The following is a 16,194-nucleotide window of genomic DNA, read 5'->3' as shown; positions in this document are numbered from 1 at the left end:
GATCTGATTGATAGAACTCTTTGCAGTGCGGAGCGGGACCATGTATGAGCTGGTGACAGAGAGCGTCACGCTTCGTGGTCAAAGGTATCAAGCTCCCCGATCAATACAAGCAAATATCGTGACAAAACAGGGTTCTCAAAAGTATTACAGCATCAAAGAGGGTGACACGGTTCTTTTCAAATGGAAGGGAAAAGAGCTTTTCAGAGGAACAGTATTTGCAAGAACGCCCAAAGATGAAAAGATCACTTTTACTGCTTACGACATGCTTCAGTATTTGGTGAAGAACCAGGATGTCTATGTCTTTTCCAATAAGAGAGCTGATCAGATAATGAAGCGGCTTGGTCAAGATTTTCAGATCCCGATGACGTCGATCGCTAACACTGGCCATGTCATTAAATCACTTGTATTCAAAAACGATACAAGCCTTTATGACATCATCCTGCAGGCGTTAAAAGAAACAAAGAAGCAAACAGGGCGTAACTATCAAATCTATTCTGCTAAAGGAAAGATGGGGCTGAGAGCGTGGCCTGATCCGTCCGAAGTATGGGTCATTGAATCAGGCGTGAATCTCATTGATTATCAGTACAGCACCTCGATTGAGGAAACAGCCACACGTGTAAAGATGAGAGCGACACATGTGGAAAAAATTAAGGTGCTGAAGAAGGAAAAAAAGAAATCTAAGACTACTGACAAAGATAAAGAAAAAGATAAGAAAACGACCAAACCTACCAAGCCGAAAACTGTTACGCAAAAGAAAGAGATTGAGATGCTGGCTGTGGCGAATGATAGTGCTGCTAGAAGTAAATACGGCATCCTGCAGCACGTCGAAAGAGTGTCAGGGGAAATCAATCAGGCACAGCTGCAAAAGAGGGCTGATGTTCGTCTCTCACAGAAAAAGGGCGTGAAAAAAGAACTCAAAAGTATCCAAGCTCTAGGTATTCCTGGATTACAAAGCGGCATGCCTGTCCGGATCATCATTTCGGATATCGGCATCAAGAAAACGTATTGGATTGATCAAGACAGCCATGAATTTAAGGGAACCAAACACACCATGACAATTGATGTCGTTGAAAAGAATACAATCCCAACGGGGAACCAGACATGAAACTAAGTGAGGCAATTAAGCGATTGGCCGTCAATGCTGTTGATGCACAATCACCAATGGAATTGATACTTGGTGATGTTGTCTCCGTTTCCCCTCTTAATGTCAGGCTGAACGAAAATGACAAACTTATCATTCCGGAAGATCTGTTAATGTGGCCAGCTCGATTGGACGAAGATGAAGATGATGCACTCGAAGAAGGCGATAGTGTCATGGTCATTGCGATGACAGGTGGCCAGATATTTTACATCTTAGATAAAGTAGTAGGAGGTGGTTCATGATGGCACTCTCTCCAGAAGAAGAGATTGAGGATTTGAATGAGGACGAAGAGGATATTGTTGAACCTTCGACCACCTACCGTATCGACTTCGAGTCAGGACGTCTAACCAATGTAAAGATCAATGGTCTTGATGCGATTCGCCAATTCGTCTATATGGCCTTAAGAACGGAACGATATTCGCATGCTGTTTATAGCCATGATGTAGGATGTGAGGTTCAAGAAGCTGTGTCTGATGAAGAATCAACGGACGAATACAAGGAAATGGAGATCCCGCGGCTCATTGAAGAAGCTCTTTTAGTAGATGAAAGAATCGAAAGTGTTCAAGATTTTGAGATCACTAAAGAGGGTGCAGCCTTTAAGGTGGTCTTTGATGTTGTGACAGATGAAGGAACCTTGGAGATCGAGGAGGTGATTGGCGAAGATGTTTGAAGATCAGTCTTATGAAGCCATCATGGAGCGAATGCTGGAACGTATACCCGATGATATTGATAAACGTGAAAACAGCGTGATATGGAATGCGTTGGCCCCTGCAGCTGCCGAACTTGCTCAATCTTATATATGGCTAGATCAGGTATTCGATCTTGTCTTTGCAGATACAGCGCAGGGGGAATTTTTAGATCGACGAGCAGCAGAAGTGGGGATCACTCGTAAAGCGGCCACAAGTGCTGTATGGTCCATTGAAGTCTCACCTGAAGGTATCAGAATACCAACGGAATCAAGGTTTTATATCGACAATTTGTACTTCCAGTATCAATCTGACGGCACGCTGAAGTGTGAAACAACTGGTGCTGTAGGCAATGGGAATTTTGCAGAGCTGCCGCTCCTATCGCTCGATAACATACCAGGTTTAGAATCAGTCATTTTCGAGGAGCTGAAAATACCTGGTCAAGAGGAAGAAGACGATGAAGCTCTTTATGAACGGTACTTGATGAGGGCAAGACGTGAAGCTGTCAGTGCCAACAAAGCACACTATAAAAAGTGGGCTGAAGAAGTTGAAGGAGTTGGCAGGGCGAAGGTGTTCCCGCTTTGGAATGGTGAAGGTACAGTGAAAGTTGTCATCACAGATGGTAATTTTGATGTTGCGACGGATCTGCTTGTCAATAAGGTGCAGGAGTACATTGATCCGGCTCCAGGCGAAGGAGAAGGCCAAGCACCAATCGGGGCAACTGCCACTGTTGAAAGCGCCAAGTGGAAAGATGTAGAGGTGTCTGTATCTGTGGAGCTTAAAATGGATTACTCCATTGAAGATGCACAACAAGAGATTGAAGAGAAGGTCAAAGCGCTTCTAAAATCACTTGCCTTTGAAGAAAATGTGATTAGAATGTCAGCGATCAATGACATTTTATATCATGCGGATAGTGTCTCTGATTATGCGGATGTCTTGATAAACGGCGAACCCAAAAACTTGCCCCTCCAAGACATTGAAATTCCGCGTCTAGGGCAGGTGAACGTCATTGAGCAAGCTTGATGAAATGAAAGCTTACCTGCCTGCTTATCTAACGGAGATCACTGAATTTGATGAATTAATGAAATCAGAGGCTCCTGAGATGGAAAGGCTAGATGATTCTATTTTTGATATGACTGATCAGCTTTTTCCGATCACAGCAACATGGGGATTGGATCGATGGGAAAGAATGCTGAAGGTGCAGCGTGAGTCAGGTGACTCGATTGAATTGAGAAGGGCACGTGTATTGAATCTCATGTCAAACATTCCACCGATCACGTATGCATCACTAGAAAGAGCAGTGAACCGGTTCTTGAAGAAACCTAGCGCAGTGGTTCGTCTAACGACAGGCCGCTATCATTTCTCCCTTCGTGTTAATTTGGATGACCTGCAGAACACCAGATACATTGTAGAGACACTTGAAAACTTAAAGCCTGCACACTTGGCTTACAAATTCACAAGCGTTCATCACACAGACGTTAACGAAATAAAAGATTATCATAACCGGCTCACACTGCGCAGCAGAGTGGGCTTCTTTGATCACATTCCGATCCTACTCAATGGAGAGTTTTTACTGAATGGAACTTTTTATTTGAGCGGATCGCGCAATTCTACTGACATTCCTGTTCGGTTTAGGCAGTCTTTAAAATTGGCCATGAAGCTCAAAAAAGAAAAGCAAGTTCTTGGACGGACAAGATATGTCTTGGTAGGAGCCAAACATGAAACGGATCAACAAGCTGCTCTTACGCTTCGATCACGCTTCAATCATGTTAGGAAAGAAAAAAAGAAAATGACATTCCGCATGGCTGCTCATGTATCAAATGAGCAAAGCGGAAGTGTAATCATTAAGCAGAAATATTGGACGCTTGATGGATCGGTACCGCTCGACGGTTCAAAATATCTAGCTGCCACGTCCAAACAAATAGATTTATAAAGGAGGATCATTATGGCTGATCAATTAACCGTTACAACGCTTTATGCTCGCCAACAAATGGCGAAGGCTAGAGCAGAGGGAACAAGGCTAACTAAAGTGGTCAAGATGGCTTTCGGAAAAGGTGGAACGAAAGACGGAAAACCAATCTCTCTGGATGGAACAGAACAAGAGTTAAAGAGTGAACTTGTTCAAAAGGACATTGATTCATATGAGTTTATGGAGCCGGCAAAAATCCGGTACACGTGCACCATCGCTGAAGGAGAGCTTGCTGGGGAAATCATCAATGAATTGGCTCTTGTTGATGAAGATGGAAAGTTTACGGCGATCCGCACCATGACAGACAAGCAAAAAGATGGTGACATTGAATTCATCTTTGAGATTGATGATATTTACTAGGAAAGGAGTGCTCATCGATGGATATTAAATCTCCTAAAGTGTTTGAAACAAGTGACAAGGCTCATGCGGATCTGTTCAATGACATGGTTAAAGTGTTGCTTGAAAATGATACTGGACTGTTAGATCAACTTGGTGGCCATATTGGCGATACTAAGCCGCATGCATCTGAAGCGGAGAAAAAGAAATGGAATGAATCGCAGTTATATAAGATCACAGCTGATGACGGCAAATACTTGATATCTGTTCCAGCTGACAAAAATATTTATGATGCAATAAAAGACAAAGGGACCTGTACTTTCATTGCATCCCCAGGTGTAGAAGATTCCCCAGCGCCCAGCAATGCCTATTTGAGAGGGATACAGACTGTTGGCCAAAACAATATCGGAACTGGTTTTGCGGTAGATACGTCAGGTAATGCGTATTACTTCTACTATAATTCTAGCCATATATCAATCACTTGGACGCAGCTTCCGACATCAGCTGAAAAAGATAAATGGAATAGTGGCCAACTGTATAAAATCACTCAAGATTCGGGTGATCGTAAGCCGCTTCCAACTGTTTTGAATGGAACGGATGTATTGTCTTTACCCCCTGGCCGTTATTATGCAGCTGGTCAATATCTTACAAACATGCCGATCACAAACGATTCGTCATGGTTCAACATTGATGTTGAAAGAGCGGGCACTCGAAAAAATTTCCACGTCATAAGAAGTGTTGATAATGTGCATTGGTATGGAACAGTACACACAGACGGTTCATTTAAAGGCTGGGAACGAATGCTGACTGAAAAAGATGCAAAGCTCAATTGGAAGTATCCTACGATCGGCAACGGTTGGAAAACATATCAGTCTGAGGTCAATAATGATTATCGGGTACGTGTTGCAAAGGATGCGCTTGGAACTGTTACTGTTAAGGGAGCAATTGCCGGAGGGACATTAGGTGATGTACCTGCCTTTATGTTACCAGAAGGATGTGAACCAGTTGCTCCTTTCTACAATCTTGGAGTCGCTTCAAGTACCGGTGGTTTTAAAGGACCTCAATATAGTAGACAATATATCGCAACTGATGGCCGTTTTTGCATACAAAGCACAAGCAGCAATACTGAGTTTGTTGTCGTGAATTGTATGTTTAAGGCAAAGGAGGAGTGAACCTGATGAAGCCTATATACGCGTACGATGAGGATTTCAAGTATATACGTGGTGGAGATAAAGAAGTACCCGATGATGCTGAAATTCCAGAGGGGTTTACGGATGTACAACCGCAAGAAGGGTTATATATAGCTGAATACAATCCCACAAGTAAGACATGGAGTGAGTCAGCAACCCAGGAGTACATTGATAGCTTACAAATAGAGCAACCACCGGATGATATAGATTTATTAAAACAGCAAAATGCGGTGTTAACTAAACAATTGAGTCAGCTTTCAAAAGATGCAGCTGCAGCTAAATTGCGTGAGGCACAAATGGCAAAACAATTGGCTCAACTCATGACTGAGATTCAGGAGTTGAAGGGTGGTGAAAAATCATGATATATCCAACAGTTGCGGATATAAAGCAATTTTGGGACTGGCAGTGTTACGGTCCTGAAGACATTGCCTTTTATGTAGAAATCGGTTGGATTAACAAAGAAGATTATCAAGAAATAACGGGAGAACAGTACGAAGCCTAAAAGGGCTTTTTATTTTGCCTTCTTTAAGGGGGTGGACAAAGTGAGGTAGGTGAGTATGGTGGAAATGGATTTGGCTCAATATCTGATGACACAAGGACCCTTTGCGGTTCTTTTTTGTTGGGTATTGTTTTATGTTCTCAACACGACAAAGGAAAGAGAAAACAAGCTCAATGAACAAATCGAAGCGCAAAATGAAGTGTTAGCAAAGTTTAGTGAAAAGTATGATGTCGTGATCGACAAGCTCGATAAAATTGAACGGAATTTAAAATAGGAGGGAACATTTATGAAAAACTTCGACAAAGGCACGGTGATCCGCACGGTGCTTCTATTTATGGCATTGATCAACCAAGCGTTAATTCTATTTGGCAAGCCAATCTTGCCAATCAGTGAGGATCAAGTCACTTCATTGGCAGAGACATTGTACCTTGCTGGTTCAATGATCTTTACAATCGCTACAACCCTTGTCGCATGGTTCAAAAACAACTATGTGACCGACAAAGGTAAGCAACAAAAAGAAGTCCTAAAACAAAAAGGATTAGCGAAGTAAGGAGCTGCCACGAGGTGGCTCTTTTTATATTAAATTGATCAAAGGAGACGATGAGTGTGGTAAAAATCATTAAAGACTTTATTCCAAAGGGTAACCGCAACAGACCAGGCAACTATATGAAGCCTTTGTATATTACGGTCCATAACACAGCTAACACTGACCAAGGAGCAAATGCCTTGCGTCATGTCAATTATGTAAAAAAAACCAATACAGCTACAAGCTGGCACTACACTGTGGATGATAGTGTCATTTATCAACATTTGCCGCTTAACGAAAACGGCTGGCATGCGGGAGACGGTCGGGGAACCGGCAATATGAAATCAATTGGAATTGAGATTTGCGAAAATGTAGACGGCAATTTTGAGAAGGCGGTTGAAAATGCTCAGTGGTTGATTCGTCAGCTGATGACAGAGCAAGGCATTCCATTAGCCAATGTTGTCCCACATAAGAGATGGAGTGGGAAACAATGTCCACGAAAGCTGCTCGATCGCTGGGACAGCTTCAAGGCAGGTATTGCCACCGCTCATACAGGTAAAAAGGCAACAGCAGAGCCTGTGAAAGCGACACCTGTCAAAAATACGTCATCCAAGCCAAAGGTAAGCACGTCTAAAAAGTCATTTAACTTACCTTCTGGCATCATTAAAGTGACGAAGCCACTTACAAAAGGATCAGCTGTAAAAGCCGTACAACAAGCTTTAGCATCGATTTATTTTTATCCTGATAAAGGAGCGATCAACAATGGAATCGATGGGTACTACGGACCCAAGACTGCGAATGCAGTGTCTCGATTTCAAATGATGCATGGGTTAACCCCAGACGGCATCTATGGTCCAAAGACTAAAGCGACTCTTGAAAAATCATTGAAATAAGTCATCCCCCCTAATCATGAAGGTTAGGGGGAATTTGTGTTTATTAGATACAAAATGTTCATCAGTAAAATTGTTATATTTTCTCGGTATATCCCCAAAACAAGTAACAAAAGTAATATTCCATCTAGCAAGTATCATGATCCTTATTACTTATTTTTACATAAATATTGGAAAGTGATAGGATATTTGCGATAATAAATTGAAAACATGTTGGATCGTATTTAAAAGCCTAACGTGTGTAATGTTTGATTTTTCTCTGATGTGGAGGTGAACTATAATGAATGGCATAGATATATTAGAGAACGCTTCAAGACTTGGTCAATTAATTCTTTTCTTCTCTGGATACGCTCTTTATTGGAAATTAGTCAAAACAAAAAAAGAGCGACCCCTCACTAAGTACGAAAATTTCCTTAAATTTTTTGTAATGTTGGGCATGGTAATGTATTTTCTCTCGTTTTTATCTTTAAACTTGTGGGGATAATATGTCACTTTATGCCTGATTATGTCTGATGGGTTTAACTCTCCCTTAAAACCCTTTTTTTACATAAATGTATGATAAAGTAATATTGAACTTTAAAAAAGGGGGAGTTATTAAATGAAAAGATTGGTTGTTTTAATGTTAGCATTAGTTTTGGCTGTAACTGCATTTGCGCCAGCAGCTGCTGCAAAGACACAAAGCACAAAGGGATTAGAAGGTTTGACAGAAGAGCAAATTGAGAAGTCTTTAAAAGAAATTGAATACATCTTTACAAAGATTATCATTTCTGATAAAGAAAAAGGCTACACAATTAATGAAGAAGAGCTTGCAAAATCACCTTATACAGATGCAGAGAAAAATGGAATGATCGCTTTCGCAAAATTAATGAATCAAGAAGTGACCACGAAAAGTAACACGGTAACTCGCTGTGTTGAGGATGCAGTTGGTATCGCTAAAGGTACTTTAAAGCATCTGCAAAAAGCAATAGATAAGGGAGATTGGATGACAGTGGCGGTATACTTAGGCGGTATGGGCCTTGCAATTAAGCCGAGCGTGTTATTCGTATTCATGCTGTTTTGTGGTGCGCCAGTAGCCAAAATTGCTCCTGCTCATGAATAATGTACAAGCACATCAAAACACCCTAACATTAGTTAGGGTGTCTTTACATTTAGCATATCTGCAAACCGTATAAAGCTTGTGCCGCCATGATTATCCTATATTCTAAAATTAACTATTTACATCCGATTCAGCAGTGAGACAATTGTTTCCTTTGGATAAAGAGAATTCATCTGAGCCATTTCAATAGTTCCATAAATATGAGAGGCAATCTCTTCAATCTTATCCTTTGTGATATGAATTTGTTCAAGTTTGACAGGAGCGCCAATGCTGACAAACCAGTTTGTTAAAGCATCGATACCTTCTTCTGCTGTTTGGAGGCCAAAGATATGGCGTGCGAATCGTTCATATCTTGTTGGGTTCATTGGGTGATGCCAATTCATCCATGCTGGATAAACAACTGCAAGGCCAGCCCCGTGAGGCACATCGTACAATGCAGATAAGGAATGCTCGAGCAAATGGGAATCATAGCGATTGCCTTCTACCCCAGTGAAGGTTGTTCTGTTCAGAGCTTGAGCAGCTGCCCAGGCAAATTCGCTTCTTGCTTCATAGTCTCCTGGATTCTTTAGCAATGCTTCTGTGGTTCGAATGACTGTTTTGATAATGTTCTCGATATGAATTGCTGTCATTTCAGGAAGGTAGGAGGCAGTAAAATATAAATCCATACAGTGGGACAAAATATCAACGCCAGAGTAAGCCAGATATTCGTTAGTAACCGTTTCTTGGAGTTCTGGGTTAATGACTGACACTGTAGGAAAAGCAGCCGGGCTAGAGAAGCCAAATTTTTCAGTCGTTTCTTCATTGGTAATAACCGCCGAAGCATTCATCTCACTGCCGGTAGCAGACAAGGTCAGAATATCGAATATTTTCAGTGCAGCATCGGGATATTTCTTATAGCTGCACAAGTCCCATACGTCGCCATCATATACAGCTCCAGCGGCAATAACTTTTGCGGTATCAAGCACCGACCCCCCACCTACTGCCAGTACAGCATCTATACCATTCTCTTTGGCAATACCTACGCCTTCCCTTGCTTTACTGATTACGGGATTACTTTTGACCCCGCCTAGAGTGACAAAATCAATTCCGTTTTCGCCAAGCGATTTCACAACTCTATCGAACAAGCCGGATGCTTTAATTCGCTCTGACCCGTAAACTAAAAGCGCTTTTTTTACGCCATAAGGTGCCATGTAACCGCCAATCAAATTTTCTTTATCTTTACCAAATTCTACTCTAGTCGGGTTGTAGAATGTAAAATCCTTCATAATGCATCATTCTCCTTTTTTGACCAAGTGGCAGTCTTTTTTAATGTTTCTATTCTGTACTATAGATCAAAAATAGTTGTGTTCACATATCCAGATTACTGTAGTTGTTGTCTTAATCACAGATCAAAATCAAATCTGTAATTGGCACAAGTTATACGTTGATTTGACTATGTATAGGGGTTGAATTCAGGTGTATAATGAAATTTAATTTTGAATTTAATTAGCAAAGCTGGCTTTGAGTTTTGTTAGGAGGGAATTGTGGTTCATGATAAATATAGATTCGATCTCTGTATTGCACGACATTCTAGGCTGCGCTACACCCAAGCATCCATTAATTACACTGATTGATTACAATGCGATCAATTCTCGCGAATCAGATTACAGCATCTCGTACACATTGAATCTCTATATGATTTCTTTGAAGAATAATGCTGAGTGTGAGCTGATATATGGACGAAAATATTACGATTTTGATGGAGGCAGCCTAATGTTTGCGGCGCCAGGACAAATCCTCGCCAAGGGGAACCGAAACAGTAATGAGAAATCGGACGGCTGGATGCTATGCTTCCACCCAGATTTGATCAGAGGCAATGCGCTGTGGCACAAAATGCAGGAATACAGCTTTTTTGAATACGAGGCGAATGAAGCTTTGCACCTGTCAGATCAGGAGAATGAAATTGTGGATCGTATTGTTAGCCATATTGAAGTTGAATATAGTGGAAACCTGGATATCTACAGTAACGATCTTCTTATATCGAATCTGGAAGTGTTGTTGAACTATGCCAAACGCTTTTACGGGAGACAATTTATAACAAGAACCGCCATCGTCAAAGACTCCGTTGCTAAATTTGAACAGTTGCTACAGGAACAATGTACAGCGGAATCGATTAAAAAAGGAGGCATGCCCAGCGTAAAAGGGCTTGCACGAGCGATGGGATATTCCCCGAACTATCTTTCGGATATGCTTAAAAAGGAAACAGGAAAGACGGCACAGGAATTTATTAAATTGCAAATGCTGGAGATCGCCAAGCGATTACTGGAGACTACTGAAGACCCCATTTATCAAATTGCAGAAAAGGTCGGATTTGAACAACCGTCAAGCTTTACCAAGTTTATCAAAATGCAATTAGGAGTAAGTCCTGCTGATTATAGAAGGATGAAAGTCGAATGATTCAGGGTATTTGATTTATAATAAATTTATATACGGTTTGCCCGCGGAAACGGGATGAAAAATTCGTATATTTTAATGATTTACTTACTTCTTTATCAAACCACTATTACTCATGTATTACTCACACGGCTCCTTTGCAGGAGCTCTTTTTTTGTTCTTTTTGCGGTTTCTTTTCGGTGCTTTGTAAATTCCTGTATGTCATAATAAATGTAATATAAGGGAATATTGTGGAAGGGGAGTAAGGGGATGGAGAAAGTTCTTTCTTCACATGTTGGTGTGAAAATAAATGAATGGTATAAAATGATTCGTCAATTTAGTGTACCGGATGCAGAGATTTTGAAAGCTGAGGTAGAACAAGAAATTGAACGAATGGAAGAAGACCAGGATTTACTGATTTACTATCAATTGATGTGCTTTCGTCATCAGCTTATGCTTGATTATATTAAACCCTCAGATCAACGCTCTTTATCCATTGCAGACTTAGTTGATAAAATAGAAAACTCCAATCATAAATTGTCGGGCATGCTGCAGTATTACAACGCGTTTTTTCGCGGAATGTATGAGTTTAGTATAAAAGAATATGTACAGGCCATCCAATACTATAAAATAGCCGAGAAACAACTTACGCTAGTTATAGATGATATTGAGCAAGCCGAGTTTCACTTCAAGGTGGCTGAAGCCTACTGTATTATGAAACAAACTCATGTTTCCATGCATCATATCATTAAGGCGCTTGAAATTTACGATCAGTATGAGTTATACAAGATTAGAAAAATTCAATGCTTATTTGTAATTGCAGGAAATTATGATGATTTGGCTCGACACGATAAATCAATTCCTCATCTAAAGAATGCAATTAAAATTGCAGAGGAAATTGGAGATCAAAAAATCCTAACTAAAGCATTTTTGAACATTGGGCATACATTTGATAGAGACGGTCAATGGGATGAAGCTATCAATTATTTTGAGAAGGCTATTCAAAAGGCAGATGATGATTCGGAGCTTCTTACCAAATTGTATTTTGCGATTAGCTGTACGCAATTTAAAGCAGGAAGAATTAAAGAAGGAGAAGCATCTTTAAAAAAAGGAACTAATATACTTGAGGAAGCCCCTAATAAGCTTTATGAAAATCTATTTACCTTCTTAGAAGCGGTTTATGTTAATAATATAAATGAGGAGCAGCTGGCCGAAGTGTTTCAGTATCTAGAACAGAAACAGCTTTTCGCTTACGCTGAGGCATGCTATATAGTGTATGCAGATGAGTATGGGAAACAAGGTCAATTTGAAGAAGCAACAGCTGCTTATCAAAAGGTATTAGAAACACAACTCAAAATTCAGAGAGGGGATTGTTTGTATGAGTTTTAAGAAGGGTTTTACGATGATTGCTCTTACTGTGATTGCAGCTGCAGGAGTGTACACTATTGCAACTGATCGAAACACGACATCGATAGAAATACAAAAAATCGATCGAAACACGACGATGATCGATCGAAACACAACTTCTCAAAACGTATAGGCAAAATTAAAACAGACCCTGCATGGTCTGTTTTTTTATGGGGACGGATTGGGGACCAACCCTTTCAGTTTTGTTCAGAAATGAAAATATTTATTCAGAAAGGCTCATCATAGAACCTTATTAAATCAGTCTTTATCAGAGAACGTCTGTTTGCTTCGGGTTATGTCGTTCACCCTGCCAGCGTAGCGCTCTCCCAGCTGAGCTAATGCCCCGAAGTATTACGACATAACTTATTATAATCAATCCTCCTGTAAAATTCAAGCTGTAAAACACAAACACCCCGGCTATTTTTCTTTCTGATCAATCGGAATATAGTCAAAGATGTCTCCCGAATGAACCGAGTGGGCTAATCGTCTAAGCCAGTCGTAGTAGGCTTTTGAGCTTTCAAGCTGTTCAATGAGCTGTTTCGCTTCCTCTCTTTCATGTTCCTCCGACTGATCATCACGAGCTACACCTTGAAGGCGTTCTTGCGCTTCTTCAATCGCTGCTAGATTGACCTCAACCTCTCGTTCCCATTTTTGCGGGAAGAAGTTCATGAAAAACTTAAAAAAGTCTTTCTCAGCAACAAAGCTGTGTTTTCTTCGGCCACGGTGAAAGGTCTTTTTGACAATATTCATGTCTTGCAGTTTTTTCACACCCGTACTCATACTAGGCTTACTCATTTGCAGCTCTTCACGCATTTCATCCAGCGTCATTTCCTCATTTAAATACATCGTTCCATATAAAATACCCGCACTTCTAGTAATGCCATAGAGATCCATTGTTTCAGCGATGGAATCAATGACGAGATCTTTAGCAGCTAAAATGCGTTCTTCTGCTTGTGGCTGTTCCTGCTTTTTCATCTTGTCCCTGCTTTCTATTAAGTAAATTCAATACGTTCAAAAAAATCTTTATGGACTATATGTTAACGAAAGAATGCAAAATGTCAAAATAAAAGAAGCATATCCCCCTTTGACAGAAAAATTTGAACATGTTAAGTTAATTATGTTCAAAACGTTAAATTTTTATTTAACAAACTTACCAAAGAGAATCAGAGGAGGTTCCTTCTATGAGTCAAACACTATTTATCGATGGACAATGGGTTGGCGCTAAGAGTGGCGACACAAGAGATATCATCAATCCATTTAATCAAGAAGTGATCGCGACAGTCAGTGAAGGATCAAGAAATGACGCGCAGTTAGCCATTAAGGCAGCAAGAAAAACCTTCGATCAAGGTGATTGGGCAAACATGCCTGGACTTGAAAGAGGAAATATTGTGTTTAAAATTGCGGAATTGATTAGACGAGACCTTGATGAATTAGCCAAATTAGAATCACTTGATACGGGTAAAACATTCGAAGAAAGCAAAGCAGATATGGACGATATTGCGAACGTGTTTCAATATTATGCGGGGCTTGCTGATAAGGATGGCGGGGAAATCATTGCATCGCCTATTCCAAATTCAAAAAGTGAATTAGTCCGAGAACCTGTCGGTGTATGCGGTCAAATCACTCCTTGGAACTATCCATTGCTTCAAGCGAGCTGGAAAATCGCTCCTGCCCTTGCAGCTGGAAATACAATCGTACTAAAGCCAAGTGAAATTACACCATTAACCACGATCAAAGTTTTCAAACTTATGGAAGAAGCGGGCGTTCCAGCAGGCGTTGCCAACTTAGTGCTTGGACCTGGAACAACTGTTGGAGATGAGCTGGCTGTCAATGACCAAGTCGATTTAATTTCATTCACAGGCGGTATTGAAACAGGGAAGAAAATCATGCAGGGAGCCAGCGGGAATGTGAAGAAAATCGCCCTTGAGCTCGGCGGGAAAAACCCGAATATCGTCTTTCAAGATGCTGATTTAGACGTAGCGGTTGACCAGGCAATGAATGCTGTGTTTTTCCATGCAGGGCAAGTGTGTTCAGCAGGTTCACGCTTGTTAGTGGAAGAATCTATTCATGATGAATTTTTAGAAGAACTGGTGAAGCGTACGAAAAAAATCAAGCTAGGCAACGGCTTTGATGAAGGAACCCAGAGCGGACCGCTCATCTCAGCTGAGCATCGAGAAAAAGTAGAAAAATACGTCAGCATCGGTTTAGACGAAGGAGCAACCTTAGAGACAGGTGGGAAACGACCTGATGCAGAGGAGCTTCAAAAAGGATTCTTCTACTTGCCGACAATTTTCTCAGGCTGTACATCAGAGATGCGAATTGTACAGGAAGAAGTGTTTGGACCAGTTCTCACTGTCGAATCCTTCCGATCAGAGGAAGAAGTCATCGAGCTGGCAAATGACACGATTTATGGTTTAGCAGGAGCGGTGTGGTCTTCTGATATCGGCAAAGCCGAACGAGTGGCTCGTCAATTAAGATTAGGCACGGTATGGATCAACGACTTCCACCCTTATTTTGCTCAAGCACCGTGGGGCGGATATAAACAATCAGGTCTTGGACGTGAATTAGGACGTACGGGCCTTGAAGAATATACGGAACTAAAACATTTATATCGAAATACAAAACCAGAAGCGGTTCATTGGTTTAAATAAATATCACTTATCTGGAGGAGATTCTATATGACTTTAAATATGAAAATTGAAAGCATGCAAAAATTCCATACGTTTGAAATTCCGACTGTCATCAAGCACGGCATTGGTGCAGTGAAACATGTTGGGGAAGAAGTGAAAGCATACGGCGTTTCAAAGGTATTGCTTGTCACAGATCCTGGTATTTATCAAGCAGGTGTTGTAGATCCAGTGATTGCTTCATTAAAAGAAGCACAAGTTGATGTGGTTCTATTTAATAAAGTAGAGCCAAACCCACCAGTCCGTTTAGTGAATGAAGGATCTGCGTTATATGAAAAAGAAGGCTGTAATGGTTTAGTCGCAGTAGGCGGCGGAAGCTCAATGGATACAGCGAAGGCTATCGGTGTGGAAGCGACTCATGAAGGATCAGTTCTTGATTACGAAGCGGCTGAGGGGAAAAAACCGCTTGAAAATAGAATCCCTCCGTTAACCACAATTCCGACAACGGCTGGTACAGGTTCAGAGGTCACGCAGTGGGCAGTGATCACTGACGAAGAAAGGGAATTTAAATTCAACACAGGTGGACCGCTCATTGCAGCTCACCTAACAGTGATTGATCCTGAGCTTCATGTATCTATGCCGCCGCATGTGACGGCAATGACGGGTATCGATGCGCTTGCGCACGCGATCGAATGCTATACGATGAAGTTTGCTCAGCCAATTACAGATGCGGTAGCGCTCATGGCCATTGAATATGCTGCTCATTATATTCGCCGTGCCTTTGCCGATGGAGAGGATTTGGAAGCAAGATATGGCATGGCACAAGCTGCGATGCTTGCCGGACTTTCCTATGGCAGTGAATCAGCTGGCGCAGCCCATGCGATGAGCCAAACGCTTGGGGGCATTATTCCAGTCGCACATGGTCAATGTGTAGCGGCAATGATGGGACCTGTCATGGAATATAACTGGAAAGGGTACCCAGAGAAATTCGCCCGGATTGCGCAAGCATTCGGTATTGATACAAGCAGAATGACAACAGAGGAAGCTGCAAAAGCAGCAGTGAATTGGATGTATGATTTAGTGGAAGACCTAGAAGTTCCTTCATTAGAAGAACAAGGTGTACCAAAAGATATGATCGACCGTTTATCTAAAGAAGCAATGAAAGATCCGCAAACCGTTGGAAACCCAAGAGACCTGAACGAAAAAGCATACAACTGGATTTACGCTCGCTGCTTTGATTTAACACCTAAAACAGTGTAACAATGAAAAAAGGCTCCCTTCTGGGAGCCTCAGGCTGTCGAGAAAATCTCGACAGCTTTATTTTTTCCCTTAAATTTTCCACTATCCCATTTTATAATAGAGAAAAGCATACTAAAGGAAGGTGTTTTTCTCATGTTCCACACTAGAAATTCTTC

Annotated in this window: 19 protein-coding genes and 1 pseudogene; 18 read left to right on the top strand and 2 right to left on the bottom strand. The window is 41.2% G+C overall.

The genetic code is table 11. The features are described from left to right. Positions 1-7: 7 nt before the first annotated feature. The 13 genes and pseudogenes from ACSBQP_RS08575 (at position 8) to ACSBQP_RS08515 (ending at position 8,336) form a co-directional block, all read left to right on the top strand. The gene (locus tag ACSBQP_RS08575) at positions 8-1,105 is read left to right on the top strand and encodes an XkdQ/YqbQ family protein (protein WP_336737380.1); all 1,098 of its coding nucleotides are present in this window, start codon (positions 8-10) and stop codon (positions 1,103-1,105) included. Further along, positions 1,102-1,383 carry a DUF2577 family protein gene (locus ACSBQP_RS08570; RefSeq protein WP_212049104.1) on the top strand — a complete coding sequence of 94 codons (282 nt, stop codon included), beginning with the start codon at positions 1,102-1,104 and terminating at the stop codon, positions 1,381-1,383. The genes ACSBQP_RS08575 and ACSBQP_RS08570 overlap by 4 nt, the downstream gene beginning before the upstream one ends. Further along, a complete protein-coding gene (locus tag ACSBQP_RS08565; protein WP_336737638.1) occupies positions 1,383-1,811 on the top strand; it encodes a DUF2634 domain-containing protein in 429 nt (142 codons plus the stop codon). Before ACSBQP_RS08570 ends, ACSBQP_RS08565 begins: the two co-directional genes overlap by 1 nt. Beyond that, the gene (locus ACSBQP_RS08560; protein WP_435028324.1) at positions 1,804-2,850 is read left to right on the top strand and encodes a baseplate J/gp47 family protein; all 1,047 of its coding nucleotides are present in this window, start codon (positions 1,804-1,806) and stop codon (positions 2,848-2,850) included. The genes ACSBQP_RS08565 and ACSBQP_RS08560 overlap by 8 nt, the downstream gene beginning before the upstream one ends. Next, a pseudogene (locus ACSBQP_RS08555) lies at positions 2,837-3,277 on the top strand (YmfQ family protein); the annotation flags it as partial. The gene ACSBQP_RS08560 and the pseudogene ACSBQP_RS08555, both read left to right, overlap by 14 nt. A 495-nt stretch (positions 3,278-3,772) precedes the next feature. Continuing rightward, complete coding sequence (locus tag ACSBQP_RS08550) at positions 3,773-4,156, top strand: phage tail-collar fiber domain-containing protein (protein WP_046343271.1); 384 nt, start codon at positions 3,773-3,775, stop codon at positions 4,154-4,156. A gap of 17 nt (positions 4,157-4,173) precedes the next feature. Further along, positions 4,174-5,304: a hypothetical protein gene (locus tag ACSBQP_RS08545; RefSeq protein WP_435028323.1), complete on the top strand. Its 1,131-nt coding sequence runs from the start codon at positions 4,174-4,176 to the stop codon at positions 5,302-5,304. 5 nt (positions 5,305-5,309) lie between these two features. Then, entirely contained in the window at positions 5,310-5,684 is a 375-nt protein-coding gene (locus tag ACSBQP_RS08540; protein ID WP_435028322.1) for a hypothetical protein, read from the top strand. Then, positions 5,681-5,824: an XkdX family protein gene (locus ACSBQP_RS08535; protein ID WP_186299636.1), complete on the top strand. Its 144-nt coding sequence runs from the start codon at positions 5,681-5,683 to the stop codon at positions 5,822-5,824. Before ACSBQP_RS08540 ends, ACSBQP_RS08535 begins: the two co-directional genes overlap by 4 nt. Before the next feature lie 58 nt (positions 5,825-5,882). Continuing rightward, positions 5,883-6,095: a BhlA/UviB family holin-like peptide gene (locus tag ACSBQP_RS08530; RefSeq protein ID WP_025092921.1), complete on the top strand. Its 213-nt coding sequence runs from the start codon at positions 5,883-5,885 to the stop codon at positions 6,093-6,095. Positions 6,096-6,107: 12 nt separating this feature from the next. After that, on the top strand, positions 6,108-6,371 hold the full coding sequence (locus ACSBQP_RS08525) for a phage holin (protein WP_212040170.1): 264 nt from the start codon (positions 6,108-6,110) through the stop codon (positions 6,369-6,371). 56 nt (positions 6,372-6,427) lie between these two features. Then, the gene (locus ACSBQP_RS08520) at positions 6,428-7,240 is read left to right on the top strand and encodes a peptidoglycan recognition protein family protein (protein WP_435028321.1); all 813 of its coding nucleotides are present in this window, start codon (positions 6,428-6,430) and stop codon (positions 7,238-7,240) included. Positions 7,241-7,835: 595 nt separating this feature from the next. Continuing rightward, positions 7,836-8,336, top strand: a complete 501-nt coding sequence (locus ACSBQP_RS08515; RefSeq protein ID WP_435028320.1) for a hypothetical protein — start codon at positions 7,836-7,838, stop codon at positions 8,334-8,336. A 116-nt stretch (positions 8,337-8,452) separates the two neighbouring features. Here ACSBQP_RS08515 and ACSBQP_RS08510 read toward each other — a convergent pair whose 3' ends face one another. Then, a complete protein-coding gene (locus ACSBQP_RS08510) occupies positions 8,453-9,598 on the bottom strand; it encodes an iron-containing alcohol dehydrogenase (protein ID WP_435028319.1) in 1,146 nt (381 codons plus the stop codon). 265 nt (positions 9,599-9,863) lie between these two features. Between ACSBQP_RS08510 and ACSBQP_RS08505 the strand changes: the two genes are divergently transcribed. From ACSBQP_RS08505 to ACSBQP_RS08495, 3 genes are all read left to right on the top strand, one after another. After that, complete coding sequence (locus tag ACSBQP_RS08505; protein WP_435028318.1) at positions 9,864-10,769, top strand: helix-turn-helix domain-containing protein; 906 nt, start codon at positions 9,864-9,866, stop codon at positions 10,767-10,769. Positions 10,770-11,015: 246 nt separating this feature from the next. After that, positions 11,016-12,134, top strand: coding sequence for an aspartate phosphatase (locus tag ACSBQP_RS08500; protein ID WP_435028317.1), 1,119 nt, complete (start codon positions 11,016-11,018; stop codon positions 12,132-12,134). Further along, positions 12,124-12,285 (top strand): RapH phosphatase inhibitor, encoded by a 162-nt coding sequence (locus ACSBQP_RS08495; RefSeq protein ID WP_117616612.1) that lies wholly within the window; start codon positions 12,124-12,126, stop codon positions 12,283-12,285. The genes ACSBQP_RS08500 and ACSBQP_RS08495 overlap by 11 nt, the downstream gene beginning before the upstream one ends. 284 nt (positions 12,286-12,569) lie before the next feature. Here ACSBQP_RS08495 and cudC read toward each other — a convergent pair whose 3' ends face one another. Further along, entirely contained in the window at positions 12,570-13,127 is a 558-nt protein-coding gene (cudC, locus tag ACSBQP_RS08490; protein ID WP_048001754.1) for a choline uptake/conversion transcriptional regulator CudC, read from the bottom strand. A 206-nt stretch (positions 13,128-13,333) separates the two neighbouring features. Between cudC and betB the strand changes: the two genes are divergently transcribed. Both betB and ACSBQP_RS08480 read left to right on the top strand, forming a co-directional pair. Continuing rightward, positions 13,334-14,803: a betaine-aldehyde dehydrogenase gene (gene betB / locus ACSBQP_RS08485; RefSeq protein WP_435028316.1), complete on the top strand. Its 1,470-nt coding sequence runs from the start codon at positions 13,334-13,336 to the stop codon at positions 14,801-14,803. 27 nt (positions 14,804-14,830) lie between these two features. Next, entirely contained in the window at positions 14,831-16,039 is a 1,209-nt protein-coding gene (locus ACSBQP_RS08480) for an iron-containing alcohol dehydrogenase (RefSeq protein ID WP_008344050.1), read from the top strand. Positions 16,040-16,194: the final 155 nt, after the last annotated feature.

The organism is Bacillus sp. G402, assembly GCF_051172515.1.
GTDB classification, from domain to species: Bacteria; Bacillota; Bacilli; order Bacillales; family Bacillaceae; genus Bacillus; species Bacillus altitudinis.
This window is presented reverse-complemented; position numbering and strand designations above follow the sequence as displayed.